This window comes from Streptomyces thermovulgaris (genome assembly GCF_002155915.1).
Taxonomy (GTDB): domain Bacteria; phylum Actinomycetota; class Actinomycetes; order Streptomycetales; family Streptomycetaceae; genus Streptomyces; species Streptomyces thermovulgaris.
Genome location: NZ_MUME01000183.1, coordinates 1 through 21543, shown reverse-complemented (window position 1 = coordinate 21543; position 21543 = coordinate 1). Strand labels below are relative to the sequence as shown.

The 21543-nt window shown below is 70.2% G+C and carries 24 protein-coding genes and 1 pseudogene; 9 read left to right on the top strand and 16 right to left on the bottom strand.

Annotation, left to right across the window (positions count from 1 at the left end; translation table 11 throughout):
• Positions 1 to 338 precede the first annotated feature (338 nt).
• From CCN35_RS29975 to CCN35_RS16105, 5 genes are all read left to right on the top strand, one after another.
• A complete protein-coding gene (locus CCN35_RS29975) occupies positions 339 to 464 on the top strand; it encodes a hypothetical protein (protein WP_281254803.1) in 126 nt (41 codons plus the stop codon).
• Between the two features lie 255 nt (positions 465 to 719).
• A complete protein-coding gene (locus tag CCN35_RS16115; RefSeq protein ID WP_143631571.1) occupies positions 720 to 1169 on the top strand; it encodes a pentapeptide repeat-containing protein in 450 nt (149 codons plus the stop codon).
• Between the two features lie 199 nt (positions 1170 to 1368).
• Entirely contained in the window at positions 1369 to 1752 is a 384-nt protein-coding gene (locus CCN35_RS16110; protein ID WP_067397186.1) for a hypothetical protein, read from the top strand.
• A gap of 59 nt (positions 1753 to 1811) precedes the next feature.
• Complete coding sequence (locus tag CCN35_RS28070; RefSeq protein WP_143631568.1) at positions 1812 to 2093, top strand: hypothetical protein; 282 nt, start codon at positions 1812 to 1814, stop codon at positions 2091 to 2093.
• A gap of 115 nt (positions 2094 to 2208) precedes the next feature.
• Complete coding sequence (locus CCN35_RS16105; protein WP_143631565.1) at positions 2209 to 2871, top strand: pentapeptide repeat-containing protein; 663 nt, start codon at positions 2209 to 2211, stop codon at positions 2869 to 2871.
• A gap of 100 nt (positions 2872 to 2971) precedes the next feature.
• Here the strand turns inward: CCN35_RS16105 and CCN35_RS16100 are convergent, their stop codons facing one another.
• The 5 genes and pseudogenes from CCN35_RS16100 to CCN35_RS16080 all read right to left on the bottom strand — a co-directional run bounded on the left by CCN35_RS16100 (position 2972) and on the right by CCN35_RS16080 (position 6255).
• Positions 2972 to 3250 carry a hypothetical protein gene (locus CCN35_RS16100; protein ID WP_067397187.1) on the bottom strand — a complete coding sequence of 93 codons (279 nt, stop codon included), beginning with the start codon at positions 3248 to 3250 and terminating at the stop codon, positions 2972 to 2974.
• Positions 3250 to 3654 carry a hypothetical protein gene (locus CCN35_RS16095; protein WP_245863199.1) on the bottom strand — a complete coding sequence of 135 codons (405 nt, stop codon included), beginning with the start codon at positions 3652 to 3654 and terminating at the stop codon, positions 3250 to 3252. Before CCN35_RS16095 ends, CCN35_RS16100 begins: the two co-directional genes overlap by 1 nt.
• A 138-nt stretch (positions 3655 to 3792) precedes the next feature.
• Positions 3793 to 3981, bottom strand: coding sequence for a DUF397 domain-containing protein (locus CCN35_RS16090; protein ID WP_067397189.1), 189 nt, complete (start codon positions 3979 to 3981; stop codon positions 3793 to 3795).
• A gap of 14 nt (positions 3982 to 3995) precedes the next feature.
• Positions 3996 to 4850 (bottom strand): annotated as a pseudogene (locus tag CCN35_RS16085) (helix-turn-helix domain-containing protein).
• Positions 4851 to 4971: 121 nt separating this feature from the next.
• A complete protein-coding gene (locus CCN35_RS16080; RefSeq protein ID WP_067397191.1) occupies positions 4972 to 6255 on the bottom strand; it encodes an adenylosuccinate synthase in 1284 nt (427 codons plus the stop codon).
• 198 nt (positions 6256 to 6453) lie between these two features.
• Here CCN35_RS16080 and CCN35_RS16075 point away from each other — a divergent pair, with 198 nt between their 5' ends.
• Complete coding sequence (locus CCN35_RS16075) at positions 6454 to 7311, top strand: diacylglycerol kinase family protein (RefSeq protein ID WP_067397192.1); 858 nt, start codon at positions 6454 to 6456, stop codon at positions 7309 to 7311.
• 9 nt (positions 7312 to 7320) lie between these two features.
• Here the strand turns inward: CCN35_RS16075 and CCN35_RS16070 are convergent, their stop codons facing one another.
• Positions 7321 to 7821, bottom strand: coding sequence for a GbsR/MarR family transcriptional regulator (locus CCN35_RS16070; protein WP_067397193.1), 501 nt, complete (start codon positions 7819 to 7821; stop codon positions 7321 to 7323).
• A gap of 74 nt (positions 7822 to 7895) precedes the next feature.
• Between CCN35_RS16070 and CCN35_RS16065 the strand changes: the two genes are divergently transcribed.
• Both CCN35_RS16065 and CCN35_RS16060 read left to right on the top strand, forming a co-directional pair.
• A complete protein-coding gene (locus CCN35_RS16065; protein WP_086793250.1) occupies positions 7896 to 8849 on the top strand; it encodes an ABC transporter ATP-binding protein in 954 nt (317 codons plus the stop codon).
• Positions 8846 to 10504: an ABC transporter permease gene (locus tag CCN35_RS16060; protein ID WP_086793241.1), complete on the top strand. Its 1659-nt coding sequence runs from the start codon at positions 8846 to 8848 to the stop codon at positions 10502 to 10504. Before CCN35_RS16065 ends, CCN35_RS16060 begins: the two co-directional genes overlap by 4 nt.
• A gap of 329 nt (positions 10505 to 10833) precedes the next feature.
• On the opposite strand, the gene CCN35_RS16050 is transcribed toward CCN35_RS16060, so the two are convergent.
• From CCN35_RS16050 to CCN35_RS16035, 4 genes are all read right to left on the bottom strand, one after another.
• Complete coding sequence (locus CCN35_RS16050) at positions 10834 to 12054, bottom strand: cytochrome P450 (protein ID WP_067397196.1); 1221 nt, start codon at positions 12052 to 12054, stop codon at positions 10834 to 10836.
• Positions 12055 to 12204: 150 nt separating this feature from the next.
• Positions 12205 to 12879, bottom strand: a complete 675-nt coding sequence (locus CCN35_RS16045) for a response regulator (protein WP_067397197.1) — start codon at positions 12877 to 12879, stop codon at positions 12205 to 12207.
• Positions 12876 to 14243 carry a sensor histidine kinase gene (locus CCN35_RS16040; protein ID WP_067397231.1) on the bottom strand — a complete coding sequence of 456 codons (1368 nt, stop codon included), beginning with the start codon at positions 14241 to 14243 and terminating at the stop codon, positions 12876 to 12878. Before CCN35_RS16040 ends, CCN35_RS16045 begins: the two co-directional genes overlap by 4 nt.
• Before the next feature lie 256 nt (positions 14244 to 14499).
• Complete coding sequence (locus CCN35_RS16035; protein WP_067397198.1) at positions 14500 to 15402, bottom strand: alpha/beta hydrolase; 903 nt, start codon at positions 15400 to 15402, stop codon at positions 14500 to 14502.
• Between the two features lie 124 nt (positions 15403 to 15526).
• Between CCN35_RS16035 and CCN35_RS16030 the strand changes: the two genes are divergently transcribed.
• Complete coding sequence (locus CCN35_RS16030) at positions 15527 to 15784, top strand: class I SAM-dependent methyltransferase (RefSeq protein ID WP_245863198.1); 258 nt, start codon at positions 15527 to 15529, stop codon at positions 15782 to 15784.
• Positions 15785 to 15935: 151 nt separating this feature from the next.
• On the opposite strand, the gene kynU is transcribed toward CCN35_RS16030, so the two are convergent.
• From kynU to CCN35_RS16000, 6 genes are all read right to left on the bottom strand, one after another.
• Positions 15936 to 17171, bottom strand: coding sequence for a kynureninase (gene kynU / locus CCN35_RS16025; protein WP_067397200.1), 1236 nt, complete (start codon positions 17169 to 17171; stop codon positions 15936 to 15938).
• Complete coding sequence (locus CCN35_RS16020; RefSeq protein ID WP_067397201.1) at positions 17164 to 18030, bottom strand: tryptophan 2,3-dioxygenase family protein; 867 nt, start codon at positions 18028 to 18030, stop codon at positions 17164 to 17166. The genes kynU and CCN35_RS16020 overlap by 8 nt, the downstream gene beginning before the upstream one ends.
• Positions 18031 to 18177: 147 nt before the next feature.
• The gene (locus tag CCN35_RS16015) at positions 18178 to 18591 is read right to left on the bottom strand and encodes a DUF3151 domain-containing protein (protein ID WP_067397202.1); all 414 of its coding nucleotides are present in this window, start codon (positions 18589 to 18591) and stop codon (positions 18178 to 18180) included.
• 196 nt (positions 18592 to 18787) lie between these two features.
• Positions 18788 to 19819 carry a class II fructose-bisphosphate aldolase gene (fbaA, locus tag CCN35_RS16010; protein WP_067397203.1) on the bottom strand — a complete coding sequence of 344 codons (1032 nt, stop codon included), beginning with the start codon at positions 19817 to 19819 and terminating at the stop codon, positions 18788 to 18790.
• Between the two features lie 190 nt (positions 19820 to 20009).
• Complete coding sequence (gene pyrE / locus CCN35_RS16005; protein ID WP_067397204.1) at positions 20010 to 20558, bottom strand: orotate phosphoribosyltransferase; 549 nt, start codon at positions 20556 to 20558, stop codon at positions 20010 to 20012.
• Between the two features lie 20 nt (positions 20559 to 20578).
• Positions 20579 to 21385, bottom strand: coding sequence for an aldose epimerase family protein (locus CCN35_RS16000; RefSeq protein WP_067397205.1), 807 nt, complete (start codon positions 21383 to 21385; stop codon positions 20579 to 20581).
• Positions 21386 to 21543 lie beyond the last annotated feature (158 nt).

Sequence of the window (21543 nt, the reverse complement as noted above, 5' to 3'; positions counted from 1 at the left end):
GGGCTGTGCCGGGGGCAGGGTGGCGGCGATGGCGTCGATCGGAAGGCCGTTGAGGCGAGCCAGGTCTACAGGGCCGAGGTCGCTGCTCAGGCAGTCACGGATGACGCGGCGCTCGATCGCGTAAAGAAGCCGGCTCAAGGACGATGTACCCGGCTACCGATCGCTGCTCGATCAATGCAGGCAAAAGGGCATGATCCATGCCGCGCATCAAGCAATGGAATATTCTGCCCCGACCAACTGCACCTGACTGCCGAAGCAACTGTTTTCCATGACATCTGGGGCTACTGCGACTTCTATGGGACCCGCATCCGGAGGTGCAAAGACGGAACGCTCCACGGTTGAGTGCGGCACTCCGGGATCTCGAGGAGCTGCTCGGCGCACCCGCCGTTCCAGGGGATGCAACGTATTTCGGCAAGGCGGAAGGGTACGGACTCGCCGGCCCCTACCTGACCGACATGCTCTGAGCCCACCGTCGACAGCACCTTCACATCAGGGCATCGACAGGGACCAGGTCGGCAGAAAAACTGGGCCACCGTCCCAGGCGTCAAGGAGTCGAACCAGTCGTTGAGCGAAGACATCGATGCGGTAGCACGAAAGGACGGCCGGGAAGGCATGTCGCCTAACACCCGCAAAAGCTGGACACCTCCCGCTTCCCACAGGACGAGACTGCCGCCCAACGCTTGCGAGAGTGGCTGGAGGATGACGGCGGGCTCGATGCCATGGATCTCGATCTCAGCGGAGCCGACCTTTCCGGTGCGGACTTCTCTGAATCTTTGTTCATCAACGCAAAACTGACCGGCACGAGGCTCGCACAGGCGGGCTTGTACCGCTCCATCGCCCTTCGGGCTGACTTCACCGGAGCCGACCTGACAGAGGCTTGCCTGGTTCGGGTAGATCTCGATGAATCCGTTTTGAGGAACGCCGTACTGGACGGGGCGGATCTGGTCAAAGCGTCGCTGTACGGGGTCGACGCTTCGGGAGCGAGCTGCCGCGGCACCGAGTTCATGGGATCTACGCTGATTCATGTCAACTTCTGCGGCGCCGATCCGTCCGGCGCAATTTTCAAAAAACTCATTCAAGGTGACGCTGGACAAAGAAACAAAACTGGAAGGCGCAAACGGAACAGTGTTCGATCCGGCAGTCGTCACCGAAGGACAAACGTTCCGTGAACTGTCCGGAGCAGCGCTGGAGGAATGGGCCCGCAGCAGGGGCGGGAACCTGCATGTCATCGCTCCGCAAGGCATCACTCGGCAACAGAGCGCAGGAAACAGCACCCGCCTCCATCCCCGAGCACACCACAGAACACAAGGTCCACGGTGATCGGGTACGACTGGGACACTCCTGGTCGACTGACGAAATGAGTATATAGTGAAAATCTTAGACCATTTCGAGGAGCTATGGCCTCCCACCTTTGGCACCCCCAGGGGGAGCTTGCGGGATTTTCTCGGAGATTTCCCCTACGAAGACGAAAAGGAAATAATCCGGTATCTCCAGAACGGCCACGACCTCTTCAATATCATGGGTTCATCCGATGACGCCCTCGGCTCCGGCGAGGCAATCCTCGGGGGAGACTCCATCTATTCTGACGGTGAGTGGGTTTGGAGGGGTGACCTCTGGTTCTACGTGCGGAAGCATCACGTCATCCTGCCCGCCGAGTTCGTTGACCGAGTGAGGAAGCTCGGCCACTCGGTGCCCGACGAAGACATCCCAAGACTCATGGAAATCGCGCAAGAAATCCGCGCCAGAATATAGAATTGAACCAAGACGGTCGGCAGCCGTCCGAAAAGTTTCGACCAAGAGCGGCTTCGGGCATGCTCGGCATTTCTCCAGAGGTTTACGCCCGCGACCCGATGACCGTGATCCCAGCCCTGGACGACTACGCGTCCCGCGTTCCCTTGAGCGAATTTGAGAAGTCCGACCGGATCACACTTCACCTCGATCCAGTGTCTTTCCTTGCCGATTTTCTCATTCAGAAGTCCGACGCGCGCTGGGTACTCGAAGACGCCCCGGAAGGTCCTGTTGGCACCGCTGCATCATCGAGGCGGCCGGGTCCGACGGACAAGCTCACCGAATCGGTTCTGTCGACATCGTGAGGATGGAGTTTTCCAGCCCTCCTATCATCGATATCACCCGAATGCTGGCCGCCGCAGAGCTCAATCTGAGCCTGGTATCGCACGCCAGCAGCGATCGACGACATCGAATCAACCCTTGAAAAGAACGGCCGGACAGATGATGCCATCTGGTACCCGTAACGGCTGGCTTCCCTCCAGACTTCCACCAGATGAGGCTGCTGCGCAGCGACTTCGGGAATGGCTTGAGGAAGAGGGTGGCCTCGACGCGGCCGGGATCGACCTGAGTGGCGCCGACCTCTCCCATGGCAACTTCTCGGAGTCATGGCTCACCGACGCGAAGCTGGTGAACACAAAGCTTGTCGACGCGGATCTCTACCGCTCCGACACGCAGGGCGCCGATTTCACCGGAGCCGATCTCACGCGCTGCTCTCTGGTACGCGTCACCATGGACAACGCAGTACTGGTCAATGCGGTGCTGGACGGAGCCGAGCTCGTGAAGGCGTCGTTGTGTGACGTCGACGCCTCCGGGGCGAGCTGCCGCGGAACCAAATTTGTGGACACCTTCCTCATCAACACAAACTTCCGCAACGCCGATCTGCGAGACGCCGTTTTCGAGGAAAACTCGTTCGAGGTGCTGCTGGACGAGGAGACCAGGATGGAAGGCGCGAGCGGAACAGTGTTCGGTCCGGCTGTCGTCATCGAAGGGCAAGCATCCCGCGAGCTGTCCGGTGACGCACTGGAACAGTGGATTCGCGACAAGGGAGGAAAACTGCGTGTTCTCAGTCCACGCAGGGCGTGACCCGGTGGCAGAGCGGGCGGTGCAAGCACATGAGCGGTCCGGGTGGGCGGCATGAGCGGTGCGTTCCCGCTCGTGCCGCCCACCCGTGCGGAAGCCGTGCCTACGGCCAGTGGGCTCCGGGGCTGCCGATCGAGGGCTTGCGGCAGTCCGGGGTGTGGTGCGCGGGGGTGGTCACGGGCTCGTCGGCGAGCGCGTAGCACAGCTGGGCGTGGAGCAGTTCGGCCTCGGCGGGCGTGAGGTGCAGTGCCACGTCCGCGTCGAAGACTCCGTCGCGGCGCAGCCACAGGTCGATGGCGATGGTTCCGTCGTCCCGCCGGCGGACCGGTTTGCTGGGGACACGGCTCACCTGGATCCGGGCGTTCGGTGTCGTGCTGCTCATCAGGCCGCCACCCCCACGGGAGTGCCGATCCGGTGGCCGTGGATCACCCAGGGACCCACGTCGATCCCTTCGAGCGCCAGGACGAGTGCGGCGCGGCGTTCCTCCTGCCGTTGCAGGCGTTCATGGGCGAGCAGGTAGGGGCGTACAAGGGGACCGGTGTCCTGGAGGGGCGCGGAGGTTTCGGGCCTGGTTCGGGTGCGGGGCCTCGGAAGGGCGGCGCACAGTCCGGGTACGGCGGTGTGGCGGATCAGCAGGCGCAGTCCGGACAGGGTGCGCGGGGATGCGGGTGCGTGTCCCGGCCTCCTCGGCCTGCGGCGTCGGCCGGTGGCCGGAAGGAGAAGGGACAGAAGGGACAGAATCAGGGCACGTGTTCGTTCCAGGGCAGGCCGCATAGGCTTGGGCATGCTGACGCTCCTTGACAGCGTTGGCCGGCCCCGGGGTGATGGCGCACCACCGGGGCACTTTGCGCATGCGGTAATCGCCTGACTACCGCACGGAGTCAGGCTAGCGTCAACAGTGCTGCCGCATCAATATTGATGCCGTTAGAGCAGATCGTCGAACTCCCCTGCCTTGGCCCCGGCGAGGAAGGCCGCGAGCTTGGCGCGAGTGGTCCTGACGACGACATCGGGCTCGTCACTCTCCCTGACAAGCACCAGATCGCCGACCGTCGCCAACTCCAGGCAGTTGCCGGACTGTTCGGAATATGACGACTTGCGCCACTGAATGTCCATGCTGATTCACGCTCTCACAGTTCCTGAAGCACCTTGTGGATGAAGTCGCGGGAAGGGCCTGGCTCCAGGGAGCGCTGCTCCACGCGGTCCAGTACAGCGCGGTAGTTCGTCAGATGCGTCTCGGAGTCCAGGAATGTGACTCCGTTCGGCACGTCGATCTGCACGGTGTCGAGCTGCCGCACAGGACCGCAGGCGTACATGGTCGAGCTGCCCGCGCTCGGGAATCCTCCCGCCGAGAAGGGCACCACGCGGAGCGTCACCGTCTCCCGCTCCGACTGCTCCAGCAAGTGCTCCAACTGCCTTCGCACGACAGCCGGTCCCCCGAAGAGCATCCGCAGTGCGGCTTCATGGAGGAGGAAGGAGCAAGCAGGCGGGTCCGCGCGGTCCAGCAGCTTCTGGCGGCGCATGCGGAAGGCGACCTGGAGGTCCAGTGCCTCGGGGGACAGAGGCGGTACGGCCTCCCTGAAGACGGCACGGGCGTAGTCCTCGTGCTGGAGCAGACCGGGCAGATGCGTGATCTGTACGTGCCGAAGCGCGGTGGCGTGATGCTCCAGTTCGGCCAGATCGAGCATGCAGGAGGCGATGGAGCCCCTGAACTCGTCCCACCAGTGGGAGCCGGACCGCTCCTTGGCCATCTCCGCAAGCGCGTCGACTTAGGCGGGATCGGGGCAGGAGTAGTTGGCCGCCCACACCCGCACCCGGTCGGCGCTCACACCGAACCGGGCGGACTCGGTGTTGCTGATCGCCGTCTTGTCCACGCGGTGCAGCGCGGCGGCCTCGGTGAGGGAGAGCCCGACGTGCTCACGCATCCGGCGAAGCTCGATCCCGAGCCGCCGCTGTCGAGCGGTTGGTGGCTTCCGGACCGGCACGAAGTCCCCTCCTTGGCTCCAGGCTGCCCGGCCGACCATCTTTCCACCAGGCGGATCAATGCTGAACGGCCGGTACGGTTCACCGCACCGGCCGTCCTGTCAAATCCCCGACGGGCGACGCCTACAGGAACGGGTTGATCTGGATCGTCTCGTCGCGGCCCGGGCCCACGCCGATCGCGGAGATCGGGGCGCCGGACATCTCCTCCAGGGCCTTGACGTAGTTCTGCGCGTTCTTCGGCAGGTCGGAGAAGGTCTTGGCCTTGGTGATGTCCTCCTGCCAGCCGGGCAGGTACTCGTAGATCGGCTTGGCGTGGTGGAAGTCGCTCTGCGAGTACGGGAGTTCCTCCACGCGCCGGCCGTCGATCTCGTAGGCGACGCAGACCGGGATCCGTTCCCAGCCGGACAGGACGTCGAGCTTGGTGAGGAAGAAGTCGGTCAGGCCGTTGACGCGGGTGGCGTAGCGGGCGATCACCGCGTCGAACCAGCCGCAGCGGCGGTCACGGCCGGTCGTCACACCCCGCTCGCCGCCGATGCGGCGCAGCGCCTCGCCGTCCTCGTCGAACAGCTCGGTCGGGAAGGGACCGGCGCCGACGCGGGTGGTGTAGGCCTTCAGGATGCCGATGACACGGCTGATCCTGGTGGGGCCGACGCCGGTGCCGGTGCAGGCGCCGCCCGCGGTCGGGTTGGAGGAGGTGACGAAGGGATACGTGCCGTGGTCGATGTCCAGCAGCGTTCCCTGTCCGCCCTCGAAGAGGACCACCTTGTCCTCGTCCAGCGCCTGGTTGAGGATCAGGACCGTGTCGGCGACGTACGGTTTGATCTGCTCGGCGTAGCCCAGCAGTTCCTCGATCACCTGGTTCACGGCGATCGCGCGCCGGTTGTAGAGCTTGGTGAGGATCTGGTTCTTGACGTCGAGGGCCGCCTCCACCTTCTGGGTGAGGATCGACTCGTCGTACAGATCCTGCACCCGGATGCCGACACGGTTGATCTTGTCCGCGTAGGTCGGGCCGATGCCCCGGCCCGTGGTGCCGATCTTGCGCTTGCCGAGGAAGCGTTCCGTCACCTTGTCGAGGGTGACGTTGTACGGCGTGATGATGTGTGCGTTGCCACTGATCAGCAGCTTGGACGTGTCGACACCACGCTCGTTCAGACCGCTCAGCTCGGAGAGCAGGACCGACGGGTCGATCACAACGCCATTGCCGATGACCGGCGTACAACCGGGTGACAGGATTCCGGAAGGAAGGAGGTGCAGTGCATACTTCTGGTCACCGACGACGACGGTGTGGCCGGCGTTGTTGCCGCCCTGGTAACGCACTACATAGTCCACCGAGCCACCGAGCAGGTCGGTGGCCTTTCCCTTGCCTTCGTCACCCCACTGAGCACCGAGCAGCACAAGTGCGGGCACGCGCGTACACCCCTTCCGGGCGGGGCATGTCCAAGGTCAGGGGCGTACGCGGGCTCACAGTCACGTACTTCCGCGACCGCGGCCGAGCCGTACGACCCGTCGGACCGGATGCCCCGGAATAGACGAAGCCCCCGGGCGCAATCGCGCAAAGGGGCTCTTGCACAAAGATGCTACCCGAGGAAGCGAGGCAGGACCGAGGTGGCGACTCTCCCCACGTCCGATCAGCTGCTGGTGGTCATCGACCCGGTCGCCCGGCGGACGGACGGGGAATCCGTACGCATTGCGAAGGACGTGCTCAGCGGGGGTGCCGTCCTCAAACTGTGTCTGCCGGAGGGGCCGGAGGAGTTCGCCCGCGCGCTGATGCGGCGCGGTGCCAGGCGGCCGGTGGTGATCGGTGACGACCGGACGCTGCTGCGGGCGGTGTCGGTGCTGCACCGGCAGCGGGAACTGGCCGGATGCGTGCTGTCGGTCGTACCGGTCGGGGGCGTCGTGTCCCTGGCCCAGTCGCTCGGTGTGCCGACGGGGGTGGTGGCGGCGGCACGGTCGGTGCTGGACGGCGTCGAGCGGCGGCTGGATCTGCTCGTCGACGACAGCGACGGCGTGGTGCTGGGGACGCTGCGCATCCCGCCGGCCTCCCCGCACGGCGCCCCGGCGGGGGTGACGGCCGTTCCGGCGGGGGCCGGACATCCGTGGCTGCGGACCTGCCAGTCCCTGGTGCGGACGCTGGTGGCCCGTCCGCCCCGGACGGCGAACGGGTCGGGGCCCGCCCGGCTGCGTGTGGAGGTGGACGGGACGACGGTCGTGGACCTGGACCAGCCGGTGGAGACGGTGACGGTCACGCCCGAGGGTTCCGGGAGGGCGGCGGTGGAGATCCGGCCCCTGTCGGGACCCGGTGCGGAGGCCTCGCCGCTGCTGGCGCGGGGGCGCACGGTGACCGTCTCGGGCGCGGACTTCCGCTACCGGGCGGACGCGGTGGTGTCGGGGCCGGTGCGGACCCGGACCTGGCGGGTGCGGGAGAACGCCTGGCGGCTCGTGCTGCCGGCTCCGGCGCGGTGACGCCGGGCCTCACACCGTCCCGCCGAGGTTCTTCTCCCGGTACTCGCGCCACCGCTCCATGATCCCCGCCACGTCCTGCTCGATGAACTCGAAGAAGACCAGCGTCTCGGCCAGCCTGCGTCCCGCGGGGGTCTCCTCGCCCAGGCCGGCCACGCCCTGGCGCAGGGCGGCCTGCCACCGTTTGACGATCGCCTGGCGGTTGGTGAGCGCCTCGTACCACTGATCGCTGTGCACCCGGTAGCGCTCCCGGCGGGAGCCGGGTTCCCGCTCCCGTGACACCAGGTGCACCTGGGACAGGTAGCGCACCGCGCCGGAGACGGCCGCGGGGCTGATCCTCAGCCGGTCGCTCAGCTCGGCGGAGGTCAGGGCGCCCGCGTCGGAGGCGAGCAGCGCGGCGAAGACCCGGGCCGGCATGCGCGGCATGCCCGCCTCGACGAGCTGCGCCGCGAAGTGCTCCACGAACCGCGACACCGCCTCGGGATCCCGCTCCACCGCCTTCGACTCCGCCATGCCGTCCAGCCTAGTCGGAGTTCATCAGATTTCTTAACTTCACAAATTTCTGAAAGAAGCGTACGTTGGCCGGCATGACGCAGGCAATCACGGTCCGCGGGCTGCACAAGTCCTTCGGACGGACCCACGCCCTGGACGGTCTCGACCTGGAGGTCGCCGCCGGCGAGGTCCACGGCTTCCTCGGCCCGAACGGCTCCGGCAAGTCCACCACCATCCGGATCCTGCTCGGTCTGCTCCGCGCCGACTCGGGCGTCGCACGGGTGCTGGGCCGCGATCCCTGGACGGACGCGGTGGAGGTGCACCGCCGGATCGCCTATGTCCCCGGGGACGTGACCTTGTGGCGCAACCTCTCCGGGGGAGAGGTCATCGACCTGTACGGCAGGCTGCGCGGAGGGCTCGACCCGCGGCGCCGGGACGAGCTGATCGAGCGGTTCGAGCTGGACCCGACGAAGAAGGGCCGGACGTACTCCAAGGGCAACCGGCAGAAGGTCGCCCTGGTCGCCGCCTTCGCCTCCGACGTCGACCTGCTGATCCTGGACGAGCCGACCTCGGGCCTGGACCCGCTGATGGAGGAGGTCTTCCAGCGCTGTGTGGCCGAGGAGCGCGACCGGGGCCGCACCGTGCTGCTCTCCTCCCACATCCTCAGCGAGGTCGAGGAGCTGTGCGACCGGGTGAGCATCATCCGCAGGGGCCGTACCGTGGAGAGCGGTTCGCTGGCCGACCTGCGCCATCTCACCCGCACCAGCATCACCGCCGAACTGGCCGGGCCCCCGGACGGGCTCGCCTCTCTGCCCGGCGTCCACGACCTCGAGGTGCGGGACCACCGGGTCCGCCTCCAGGTGGACACCGACCAGCTGAACGAGGTGCTGCGCCTGCTGAGCGAAAGAGGCGTACGGTCGCTGACCTCCACCCCGCCGACGCTGGAGGAGCTGTTCCTGCGGCACTACCAGGAAGGGACCGGGAAGGCCGACACAGCCGGCCGGACCGGCACCGGCCCGGGCCCGGAAGCCGTGGAGGTGGCGCGATGACCGCCGCGGCCCCGCCCGCCCCCGCCGTGCCGGGCGATCGCTCCCGTCCTCTCGCCGGCACCGGGATCCTGCTGCGGTTCGCCCTGCGCCGCGACCGTGTGACGATCCCGCTCTGGGTCGCGGCCAACGCACTGATGGTGCTGTCCATGCCGAGCGCGATCCGGGGCCTGTACGGCACCCCGGCCGAGCGCGCCGAGCTGATGCTCCAGATGGAGACCAACGCCTCCCTGCGCGCCATGATCGGCCCGGTGTTCGGCGACTCGGTGGGCGCGCTGACGGCCTGGCGGATCGGGGGGTACGCGGGCATCCTCGCCGCCGTCATGAGTCTGCTCGTCGTCCTGCGGCACACCCGGGACGAGGAGGAGAGCGGACGGCAGGAACTGGTGTCCTCCGGCAGGGTGGGCCGCCGGGCCCCGCTGACGGCGGCGCTGCTCGCGGCGGCGGTCGCGAACACGGCCCTGGCCCTGCTGATCACGGCCGGTCTCGCCGGACAGGGCGCCGCGGGTGCCCTCGCCCTCGGGCTCGGGGTGGCGGGCACGGGCATGGTCTTCGCCACCACGGCGGCGATCGTCGCCCAGCTCACCCAGAGCGCCCGGCTGGCCCGCGGCCTGACCTCAGCCGTCCTGGGCATGGCCTTCGTCCTGCGGGCGGCCGGCGACTTTGCGACGGCGGGGGACGCCTCCCCCTCGCCCGGCGCGGGAGGAGAGCCGGCCGGGGGAGAGTCCTCCGTGCTGACCTGGCTGTCCCCGCTGGGCTGGCTGGCGCAGCTGCGGGCCTTCGCCTCCGAACGCTGGTGGGTGCTGCTGCTGTTCGCCGCGGCGACGGCCCTCCAGGCGGGAATCGCCTACGCGCTGGCCGGGCGCCGGGACCTCGGCATGAGCTTTCTGCCGACCCGGCCGGGCCCCGCCCGGGGCCGTGTCGGAACGGCGGGCGCGCTGGCCTGGCGGCTGCAACGGGGAAGCGTGCTCGGCTGGAGCGCCGGCTTCTTCGTCGCGGGGGCCGTCTACGGCGGAATGGCGGACGGCGCGATCCGGCTGGTCGGCGACCACGACGAGGCACGGGAGATCTTCCGGCGGATGGGCGGTCAGGCCGACCTGACGGACTCCTTCCTCGCCGCGGTCGTCGGAATGATCGGGCTGGTCGCCGCGCTCTTCGCCGTCTCCTCCGTGCTGCGCCTGAGCGGCGAGGAGAGCTCCGGCCGCGCCGAACCGGTGCTGGCGGGCGCGGTGGGCCGGCTGCGCTGGGCCGCCGGGCATCTGCTGATCGCCTTCGGCGGCTCGGTCCTGATCATGCTCATGGCCGGGCTGGGCCTCGCGGCCGGCCACGGCGGGCGGCTCGGACCGGTGCTCGGCGCGTGCCTGGTGCAGGTGGCCGGGGTGTGGGTGATCGGCGGCATCGCCGTCCTGCTCCACGGCGTCCTGCCGCGGGGTGCCGTGGCCGCGTGGGGGGTGGCCGTGACGGTGCTGCTGATCGGCTGGGTCGGTCCCGTGCTGGACGTCCCGCAGCTCGTGCTGGACCTCTCCCCCTTCGGGCACCTGCCCAGGCTGCCGGGCGGACGGATGGAGTGGGGGCCGGTGGGCGTCCTGCTGGCGCTCGCGGCGCTCCTGGTGGCCGGGGGGCTGGCGGGGCTGCGCAGACGGGACATCGGCGGCTGAGCCCGGTGAGCCCCGCCGGCATGCTGCGGGTTCAGCCGGCGTACTGCGGGCTCAGCCGGCGTACTGCTTGAGCTCCTCGGTGGCGAGGCCGTCCGTCATGCCCTTGGATCCCGGCCCGTCCGTTGATGAATTCCAACCTGACGGCGTCGAACCTTTCGGCCACGTGTGCGGCGAGCTCCTCGAACTCCTCCACGGGCATCTGAGGCGTGTGCTGCGCCTTGACCGTCACGGTGCTTCCTTCGGCAGGCCGGCACCGGCTCGCCGAGCCTGCGATCATGCCCGGACGCACTCGTACGGAGATCATCCGAAGGGATGAACCGACCCCGGCCTCAGCGCACCACCACGCTCAGCCCCTCCAGCCCCGGCATCACGAAGGTCGGCTTCCGCCGCGGCTCCTCGGCCAGGTCCAGCGTGGGGGCCTGCTCCAGCAGGGCCCTCATGGAGGCCTCCAGTTCGATGCGGGCCAGGGGCGCGCCGATGCAGTAGTGGATGCCCGCGCCGAAGGAGATGTGGGGGTTGTCCCGGCGGGCGAGGTCCAGGCGCTCGGGGTCGGTGAAGACCGCCGGGTCACGGTTGGCCGAGCCGAAGAGCAGGGCGACCTCCGCCCCCCTGGGGATCGTCGTGCCGCCGATCTCGATCTCGTCCAGGACCCAGCGTTCGAAGAGCTGGTGCGGGGTCTCGTAGCGCATCAGCTCCTCGATCGCGGTCGGGACCAGGGAGTGGTCCGCGCGCAGGGCGTCCAGCTGGCCGGGGTTGCGGAACAGGGCCCACCAGCCGTTGACCGTGGCGTTCACCGTGGCCTCGTGACCGGCGTTCAGCAGCAGCACGGCCGTGGAGATCATCTCCTGTTCCGTCAGCCGGTCGTCCTGGTCGTGCGCCGCGATCAGTCCCGAGATCAGGTCGTCGCCCGGGTCCTTGCGGCGCTGTGCGATCAGCTCCCGCAGACAGGCGGAGAACTCGACCGACGCCCGCACCGCCTTCGCCGCCGCCTCCTTGGACGGGTTCAGCTCGTACATCCCGCAGATGTCCGCCGACCAGGGCCGCAGCAGGCCCCGGTCCGCCTCGGGGATGCCCAGCATCTCGGCGATCACGGCGACCGGCAGCGGCTCGGCGACGTCCGTGAGCAGATCGCCGCCGCCCGCCTCGACCAGCGAGGCGACCAGGTCGTTCGCCAGCCGGTGCACATACGGCCTCATCCGCTCCACCGTGCGCGGGGTGAACGCCTTGGACACCAGCCGCCGGATCCGGGTGTGGTCCGGCGGCTCCAGTTCGAGCAGCCCGTGGTCGTTGAGGACGTGGAACGGCTCGTGCTCCGGCGGGGGCGGCGTGCGGCCGAACTCCTCGTGGGTGAACCGGTGCAGATAGGTCCGGCCCAGCCTGCGGTCCCGCAGCAGCGCGGAGACGTCCGCGTGGTGCGGGACCAGCCACTGGTCGCTGGGCTCGAAGTAGTGCACACGGCCCCGTGCGCGCAGCTCGGCGTAGGCGGGGTACGGGTCGGCGACGAACGCCGGGTCCCACGGGTCGAAGGGGAGGTCGGAGTCGGCGGCCATGCCCGGACGCTAGCCCGGCCGCTCCGGTCCGGCCAGAGGGATTCCGGTCCGGCCAAAGGGGCTCCGGTCCGACCGGGGGAAAAATCCGGCCGGGCCGGAGGGAATCCGGCCGGCCGGGGGGAATCCGGTCCGCCCGTCCGGCGGCGGGGCTCACCCCGGTGTGACCAGCCGCGTCTCGTACGCGAACACCGCCGCCTGGGTCCGGTCCCGCAGCCCCAGCTTCACCAGGATCCGGCTCACATGGGTCTTGATGGTCGACTCGGCGACCACCAGCCGCTCGGCGATCTCCGCGTTCGACAGCCCCTGGGCGATCAGCACCAGCACCTCCGTCTCCCGCTCGGTCAGCTCCCCGTACGCCGTCTGCGCGGCGGCCGTCGGCCGCGGGGGCTCGGCCAGCCTCGAGAACTCCGTGATCAGCCGCCGGGTGACCGAGGGCGCGAGCAGCGCGTCGCCGGCCGCGACCACCCGCACCCCCTCGGCGAGCTGCCGCGCCGAGGCGTCCTTGAGCAGAAAGCCGGAGGCACCCGCCCGCAGCGCCTGGTACACGTACTCGTCCAGGTCGAACGTGGTCAGCACCAGCACCTTCGCCGTGCTGTCCGCGGCGACGATCTCCCGGGTCGCCTCGATGCCGTTCATCTCCGGCATGCGGATGTCCATCAGCACCACGTCCGGGGCCAGTTCGCGGGCCCGCTCCACCGCCTCGCGCCCGTTGACGGCCTCGCCGACGACCTCGATGTCGGGCATCGCGTTCAGCAGGACCGAGAAGCCCTCGCGCACCATCATCTGGTCGTCCGCGATCAGTACGCGGATCGTGCCGGCCGTCATGCGACGGCTCCGTCGCCGCCCGTGCGCTCCGTCGCCGCGGGAACCGGCAGGAACACCGCCACCTCGTACCCTCCGTCGTCGGTCGGACCCGCTGTCATCTCACCGTCCAGCATCGACACCCGTTCCCTCATGCCGGTGATGCCGTGCCCGGCTCCCGGCGAGGGCTTGATCAGGGACGGCGCGGGCGGCGGGCCGTTGACCACGCGCAGGGCGAGCCCGCCGAGGACGTAGCCGATCTCCACCCGGGCGCTCGCGCCGGGCGCGTGCCGCAGGGTGTTGCTCAGGGCCTCCTGGACGATCCGGTACGCCGACAGCTCCACTCCCTGCGGCAGTTCGCGCACCGCGCCCATCACCGTCTTCTCCACGCTCAGACCGGCCTCCCGCACGTTCTCCAGCAGGGTGTCGAGATCGGCGAGCGTGGGCTGCGGGGCCTGCGGAGCCTCGTAGTCCTCGGCGCGGACGACCCCGAGGACGCGCCGCAGCTCGGTCAGGGCCGCCACCGCGTTCTCCCGGATCGTGGCGAAGGCCTTCTCCAGCTCCGGCGGCGGGTTCTCCACCCGGTAGGGGGCGGCCTCGGCCTGGATGGCGACGACGGACATGTGGTGGGCCACGACGTCGTGCAGCTCGCGGGCGATCGTGGTGCGCTCCTCCAGCAGGGTGCGGCGGGAACGCTCGTGCGCGGTCTCCGTCTGCTGGGCGGTCACCTCCTGCTTGGCGTCCCGGCGGATGTGCCAGACGGTGACGACGAGCAGGATCATCGCGGAGAGGACCAGCATGGAGGCGAGATTGCCGGTCGACTGGTAGCCGAAGAGGAACTGGGCGAAGACCCCGTAGACGGCGGTGAGCACCCATGTCCACGCCGCCGTGCGCGGCCGGGTGCGTATCGCGACGACGGTGAGCACCGTCAGATGGGAGACGAAACTGCCGGGCTGCCACGGCCAGGCGTTCCAGTAACCGCCCATGAGCGACGAGACCGTGGTCGCCACCAGGGACATCCAGAAGGCCCCGACCGGGCGGAGCAGGGTGAACACCACCGGGATCAGGGCCAGCAGGCCGGCCACCGGCCCCGCCACGCCGTCGTTGTTGCCCGTCCAGGCCACGTTCATCGCGATCAGACCGAGCCCCACCACCACGGCGTGCGGGGCCCAGACCGCGTACTGCCGCATCCGGCCGGGCAGCCGCCGGATCAGTGGGCCGCCGGTGCCCGCCCGGCCCAGCGGCCGGTAGGCGAACATCTCGTGGAACAGGTCCTGCCGCAGCCCGTGCAGGGCGTCCGCGGCCAGCTCGTACTCGGGACTGCGCGGCTTGGCCGCGTCGGCTGCGCCGCCCGGTCCCGTCCGCTGTTTCTGGGTCGTCTCGGTCACGATGAGCACGGTAGGCGGAGAAAAGGGCCGCGGTCGTCCCCAGTGAGAAGGGTTTTCCGCACTCCGTCTCAGGTACTACCGGGAGGGCCGGATCACCGCACTCCGGTACGACCGGCCCCCGTGACGGTTCCCACGACGCGGTCCGGCCGGTCTTCTGTGTCCCGGACACGCCCGGCCCCTTCCGTGCTCCGGGTACGACCGGCCCCGGCATACGGCCGGCCCCTCCCGTGCCGGTGCGGCCGGATCCCGGGACGGCTCACCACGCCAGCTGCGCGATCTCCTCCGCCACCACCGCGCAGGCGTCCGTCCTCGGGTCGATCAGCGGGAAGTGTCCGACCTCCTTCAGGAGGGTCAGGCCCACCGGTTCGCCCGCCTTCGCCGCCGCCTCCGCATAGGACTCCGCGACCGCCTGCGGCACGACCACGTCGTCGCGTCCCTGCACCAGGGTCGTCGCGATCCCGGTCGGCAGCAGCAGGGCCGGGTCGGCACAGGGCCGGCGCTCCTCGGCGTTCTCGTCGCCGCCCAGGAACTGGCGTATCGCCCCGTCGCACACGTCCAGCTTCTCGGCGGCCGTGAAGTCGGCGATCGGGGCGAGGGCGACCACGCCGCGCAGCGGTGCGGGTTCGTCCGTGCGCCAGGGCGCGTCCGCCGGGAGCCTGTGCCGGGCCGCCGCCCACAGGGCCAGATGGCCGCCCGCCGAGTGGCCGGTGACCACCATGCGCCGCAGGTCGGCCCGCGGGAGCGCCTCCCGGACGAGCGAGGGCAGGGCGTCCAGGGCGGCGGCCACGTCGTCGAGCGTGTCCGGCCAGCGGCCCGCGACCGGGGCCTCGCCGTCGGCCTGCGGCGTCGCGCTGCCGCGCCGGTACTCGACATTGGCCACGGCGAAGCCGCGGCGGGCGAGGAAGTCCGCGAAGGGGGTGATGTGGCGGCGGTCGTACGGGGACCGCCAGGCGCCGCCGTGCAGCACCACCACCAGCGGGGAGGACCCGGTCGGGGAGGGGACCGCGGCCGTGGCGCGCGGTGCGTAGAAGTCGATCACCTGGTCGGGGTGGTCGCCGTAGGCGGCCGTGGCGTCGGGGTCGACGGGTGCGTGCGAGAAGAGGGACTCCTGTTCTGCGGCATCACGGGCCATGGCGTCGCGTGCGGCGTCGTCCGACATGATCCAACCTCTCAGCGCTGAAACGGCGTTGCGGACCAGGAGAGAAACAGGCCGTCGGCGGGGACGTTATCAGGCCGGTCGGGGGCGCGGACATGGGGAGGTGACGCTGGGTGATCATCGGGCGGTGGGCGGTTGCGCACCGCGGTCGCGGGAGAGTGCGAGGCCCCTGACGACCCGCGGCCGTGCCGTCCGCTCCGGCATACGCCGGTACGTCGTCCTCGGCGCCGGTCTCGACACCTTCGTCCACCGCTGTGAGCTCGCCGGCCAGGTTCGGGGCTTCGAGGTCGACCGCCGCGCCGCCCTGTGGAACCGCCAAGGCGCGCTGGTGCCGCTCGACCCGTCGCGCATCGTCCACGCGCGGGTACGCGGCCGGATGCGCTGATCACGAGCGGACGGCGGCCGGGCGCCCGGGCGAAGGGCGCAGCCCGTCAACCGGGCCCCGGGCCGTCGCGTGCCCATGGCCGGCCGGTCCCGGTGCCGGCAGGGGTGCCGCCGGCACCGGGACCGGTCCGCCCGTCACGAGCCACCGCGGGTCACGAGCCCAGCGTCTCCGCCAGCACCCGTGCCGCCCGCTCCACGTCCGCGAAGCGGACGTACAGCGGGGTGAAGCCGAAGCGCAGCACGTCGGGACGGCGGAAGTCGCCGACCACGCCGCGTGCGATCAGCCGCTTCATCACCTCCCCGGCGTCCGGGCAGCGCAGGGCCACCTGGCTGCCCCGCTCCTCGTGGGCCACCGGGGTCAGGGACTCCACGCGTCCGGCGGGGACGTACGCGGCGACGCACTCCAGGAAGAAGTCCGTCAGCGCGAGGGACTTGGCGCGCACGGCCTCGATCGACACCCCGTCCCAGACCTCGAGCGCCGCCTCCAGGGCGAGCAGGGAGAGGATGCCGGGCGTGCCCACCCGTCCCCGCAGCGCGCCGGCCGCCGGTTCGTACACGTCCTTCATGCCGAAGGGGTCGGCGTGCGAGTTCCAGCCGGGCAGCGGGGAGTCGAAACGGTCCTGGAGGTCCTGGCGGATGTACAGGAACGCCGGTGAACCCGGCCCTCCGTTCAGGTACTTGTAGGTGCACCCGACCGCCAGGCCGACCCCGTGCTCGTCCAGCCCCACCGGCAGGGCGCCCGCGCTGTGGCACAGGTCCCAGACGACGTACGCGCCCGCCGCGTGCACGGCCGCGGTGAGGGACGGCAGGTCGTGCAGACGGCCGGTGCGGTAGTCGACATGGTTGAGCAGGACCGCGGCGGTGCGCGGGGACAGGGCCCCGGGCACCTCGGCCGGGGCCACCGGGCGCAGGGCGCAGCCCGTCAACCGGGCCACCGAGCCCGCGATGTAGCCGTCCGTGGGGAAGGTCGTCGCATCGACCAGGATCTCGTCCCGGCCGTCGCCGCCGTCCTCCCGGGCCATCCGTACGGCCGCCACCAGCGCCTTGAACACATTGACGCTGGTCGAGTCGCCCACCACGACCTGGCCCGGCGCCGCCCCGACCAGGGGGGCGATCCGGTCGCCGACCCGTTCGGGCGCGGTCCACCAGCCGCTCTCCTCCCAGGAACGGATGCGCAGTTCGCCCCACTGACGGCGCACCACGTCGGCGATGCGGTCCGGGACGTGCGCGGGGAGGGCGCCGAGCGAGTTGCCGTCCAGGTAGACGCCCTCGTCCTCGTCCAGGACGAACCGCCCGCGCAGTGCGGCCAGTCCGTCCTCCGCGTCCAGCTTCCGCGCTTTGGCGGCCGGTTCGGAGAGAGCCGGCGCGGGGACGTTTGCCTCAGACATGGGACCTCGCTGTCCACAACTCGGGGAAGACGTGCTTGCGTGCCCGCTTCTCCAGCCAGGCCACTCCGGCGGAGCCGCCCGTGCCGGGCTTGGCGCCCATCGCCCGGCGGGTGGCGACCAGATGGTCGTTGCGCCAGCGCCAGACCAGTTCGGCGATGTCCGTCAACACCTCTCCCAGATGGGCGAGTTCGTCGTCCGGGTCACCGGAGTAGATCGACGCCCAGACGGCCTCGACCTCCGGTGAGGGCTCATAGCGCTGCGAGACGTCACGGTGCAGCACGGCGTCCGGGACGGCATGGCCGCGCCGGGCGAGCAGCCGCAGCACCTCGTCGTACAGGCTCGGCTCGTGCAGCGCCTTCTCCAGCTCCGCGTGGACCCGGGGGGTGCCGCGGTGCGGGACGAGCATGGACGCGGACTTGTCGCCGAGCAGGAACTCCAGACGACGGTACATCGCCGACTGGAAGCCGGAGCCCTCGCCGAGGGCGCCGCGATAGCGGTTGAACTGGGCCGGGGTGAGCCGGCCTATCGGCTTCCAGGAGCCGTTCAGCGCCTCCAGCTCCCAAGCGGAACGTTTCAGCGCGGCGAGTGCCGTCGGTACGTCGTCCGCGCGCAGGGCACGGGAGGCGGTCTGCCACTCGTGGACGATGACGGTGAACCACAGCTCCATCACCTGGGTGGTGACCAGGAAGACCATCTCGCCGGGGTCGTCCGAGCGGGTCTGCTGGAGGTGGGTCAGCACGTCCGCCTTGACGTAGTCCTCGTACGGCGTCGTGCCCTCGAAGTCGAGATACGGGGTCTCGGGCTCACGGGCCTGGACGGCCCCGCGGTGATGAGGGGTCGGATGAGCCTGGTGGGCCATCGCTGTCTCCTGTTGTGCTCCGGGTAGCGGTCCGCCCCTGCCGATGCCGGCACGGGGGCCCCGGTCCCCACCCGCATCCTGCGCATCACACGCCCGGAGCGCAAGGCCCGTCCGAACGATCGGACGGGCCGGTTCGCCGTACGCCGCTCAGCCCAGCTCCTGCGCCGCCGTCCGGGAGGAGTCCTTCAGGAACTGCGTGCAGCGCTCGTACTCGTCCTGCTCGCCGATCGCCTGCGCGGCACGCGCGAGGGCGTGCAGGGCACGCAGAAAGCCGCGGTTCGGCTCGTGCTCCCAGGGGATCGGGCCGTGGCCCTTCCAGCCGTTGCGGCGCAGCGCGTCCAGACCGCGGTGGTAGCCGGTGCGGGCGTAGGCGTACGACTCGACGGCCGCGCCCCGCTCGAACGCCTCGTCGGCCAGGTGCGCCCACGCCAGCGACGACGCCGGGTACCGCGCGGCGACCTCGGCGGGCGGGGTCCCCTTCGCGAGCAGCTCGCGGGGCCCGGGGTCGTCGGGGAGATGGGTGGGAGGCGGTCCGGCCAGGAGATTCTCGTGCATGCTCATGCCTTCAGTCTGCGGTATCGGCACCGGCGGCGGACGGGTTCCCGCCCCGTGCCCGGCGGCCCTCCGGCGGCGCCGTCACCCGGCCGCGGGGCGGCAGCCGGGGACGGCCGGCCGGGGCGGGCCGGGCCGTACGGACGACGGGCCCGGTGCCGGAGCACCGGGCCCGTCGTGGGGAAGCGACGCGGGGGAAGCGGCGTTACTTGATCTTCGTGCCCGTCGAGCGCAGGTGGTCGCAGGCCTCCACCACGCGCCGGGCCATCGACGCCTCGGCCAGCTTGCCCCAGGTGCGCGGGTCGTAGGCCTTCTTGGAGCCGACCTCGCCGTCGACCTTGAGGACGCCGTCGTAGTTCTTGAACATGTGGTCGGCCACCGGACGCGTGAAGGCGTACTGGGTGTCCGTGTCGATGTTCATCTTCACCACGCCGTTCTCCACGGCGGTGCGGATCTCCTCCAGCGTGGAGCCGGAGCCGCCGTGGAAGACGAAGTCGAACGGCTTGCTGCCGGCCGGACGGCCGAACTTCGCCGCGACACCCTCGTTGAGCTCCTTCAGCAGCTCCGGACGCAGGACGACGTTGCCCGGCTTGTACACGCCGTGGACGTTGCCGAAGGACGCGGCCAGCAGGTAGCGGCCCTTCTCGCCCAGGCCGAGGGCCTCGGCGGTGCGGATCGCGTCCTCGACGGTGGTGTACAGCTCGTCGTTGATCTCGTGGGAGATGCCGTCCTCCTCACCGCCCGTCGGGGTGATCTCCACCTCGAGGATGATCTTGGCGGCGGAGGTGCGTGCCAGCAGCTCCTGAGCGATCTTCAGGTTGTCGGCCAGGGTCTCGGCGGAGCCGTCCCACATGTGGGACTGGAACAGCGGGTTCTTGCCGGCCTTGACGCGCTCCTCGGAGATCGCCAGCAGCGGACGCACGTACCCGTCGAGCTTGTCCTTCGGGCAGTGGTCGGTGTGCAGCGCGATGTTGACCGGGTACTTCTCCGCGACGATGTGCGCGTACTCGGCCAGGGCCACGGCACCGGTGACCATGTCCTTGCTGTACTGGCCGCCCAGGTACTCCGCACCGCCGGTGGAGATCTGGACGATGCCGTCGCTCTCCGCCTCAGCGAAGCCGCGCAGAGCCGCGTGCAGGGTCTGGGAGGAGGTCACGTTGATGGCCGGGTAGGCGAACTTGCCTGCTTTCGCCCGGTCGAGCATCTCGTTGTAGATCTCGGGGGTTGCGATGGGCATCGGTTCGCTCCTTGTTCTGCGGGGTGCGTCTGCGTATTACGGCCCTGACCTAGGTGACGTCATCGTCGGCCCCATCTTCGCAGACGTTGCCGGAAGAGTCGGGCACCCTGTCCGGTCCGTGAACAAACCGGGTGGGCCGGTACCGCGGCCGGTCCTCCGCCCCCCTCTCGGTCCGTCCCCGGCCCGTCCCTCAGTCCAGCCCCAGTTCGTCCTTGGAGTACGCGAACAGATACGGCACCCCGGCGCTCTCCCGGATCTTCTCGGCCGCCCCGGTCGCCCGGTCGACGATCGTCGCCACGGCCACCACCTCGGCGCCCGCCTCGCGCACGGCCTCCACGGCGGTGAGCGGGGAACCGCCGGTCGTGGAGGTGTCCTCGACGATCAGCACCCGGCGGCCCTTGATCTCCGGGCCCTCCACCCGCCGCTGCAGGCCGTGCGCCTTGGCGGCCTTGCGCACCACGAAGGCGTCCAGCCTGCGCCCCCGCGCGGCGGCGGCGTGCAGCATCGCCGTGGCGACCGGGTCGGCGCCCATGGTCAGACCGCCGACCGCGTCGTAGTCGAGGTCGGCGGTCAGGTCCAGGAGCACCTGGCCGACCAGCGGGGCCGCCTCGCCGTCGAGGGTGATGCGCCGCAGGTCGACGTAGTAGTCGGCCTCCAGACCGGACGACAGCGTCACCTTGCCGTGCACCACGGCCTTGTCCTTGATCTGCTGCAGCAGCTCGCCGCGAACGTCGCTCATGCCAGTCAGCTTAAGCGCGGTCACACGCGGCGCCAGGTCCAGGTGGTCGTGGCCTCCAGCGGCTCCAGGGGGGTGACCAGACGGGGGTGGGTGTTCAGTCCGTCGGGGGGTCCGCTCTGCGGCTCCACGCACACGGCGGCCTGCTGCTCGTCGTAGACGACGACCCACTTCAGGGGGCTGGTCACCTTCAGCTCCAGCCGCCCCGGCCAGGTGAGGGTGGCGTCGACGCCGTCGGGCATGCCGAAGCAGTCGTCCCAGGGACCGGGCCGGGGATCGATGCGGCGGCCGGTGGGCAGGTGGTCCTCCCCGCGCTCCTCCTGCCAGGCGGGCCGGAAGTCGAGCCGTACGTCCTCGCCCTCCTCCCCGTCCTTTCCTTCGAGCCTGCGGTTGAACCACGGGTGCCAGCCGATCTGGGCCGGGAAGGAGGACCCGTACGTCTCCAGGGACATCCTCAGCGTCAGGCTGTCCTCGGTCAGGGAGATCACCTGGCTGACACGGCCGGGGTGGGGCCAGGGGTCGCCCAGGTCGTAGGTGATCACCGCCTCGTCCGCCGAGACACGGGCCGTGTGCCAGACGCCGTCACGGGCGAGGCCGTGGATGGCGTGCGGCGGGGAGTTGAGCGGCATCCGGCGGACGGTGGCACCGTCCCGGAACCGGCCGTCGCGCAGACGGCCGCACCAGGGAACCATCGGGAAGCAACCGAAGCGCTCTCCTTGGCGGAGCAGTTCCAGTCCCCCGATGCGGAGCCCCGCGATCCGCCCTCCGTTGCCCGGCCGCACGGTCACTTCCGCGTCGCCCGCGGTCAGCGTGATGTCTTCGTTGCTCACGCGACGAGGCTACTGTGCGGATCAAGAAAAGGGGTTCCGCCGGGCGGCGGGGCACGGACGGCGGGCCGCGCGAAACGGCCGGTCAGCGGCGGCGCCTGAGCACCCGGCCCACGACGATCGCCGACGCCACGACCAGTGCCGCCGCTGACCGGCCGTTT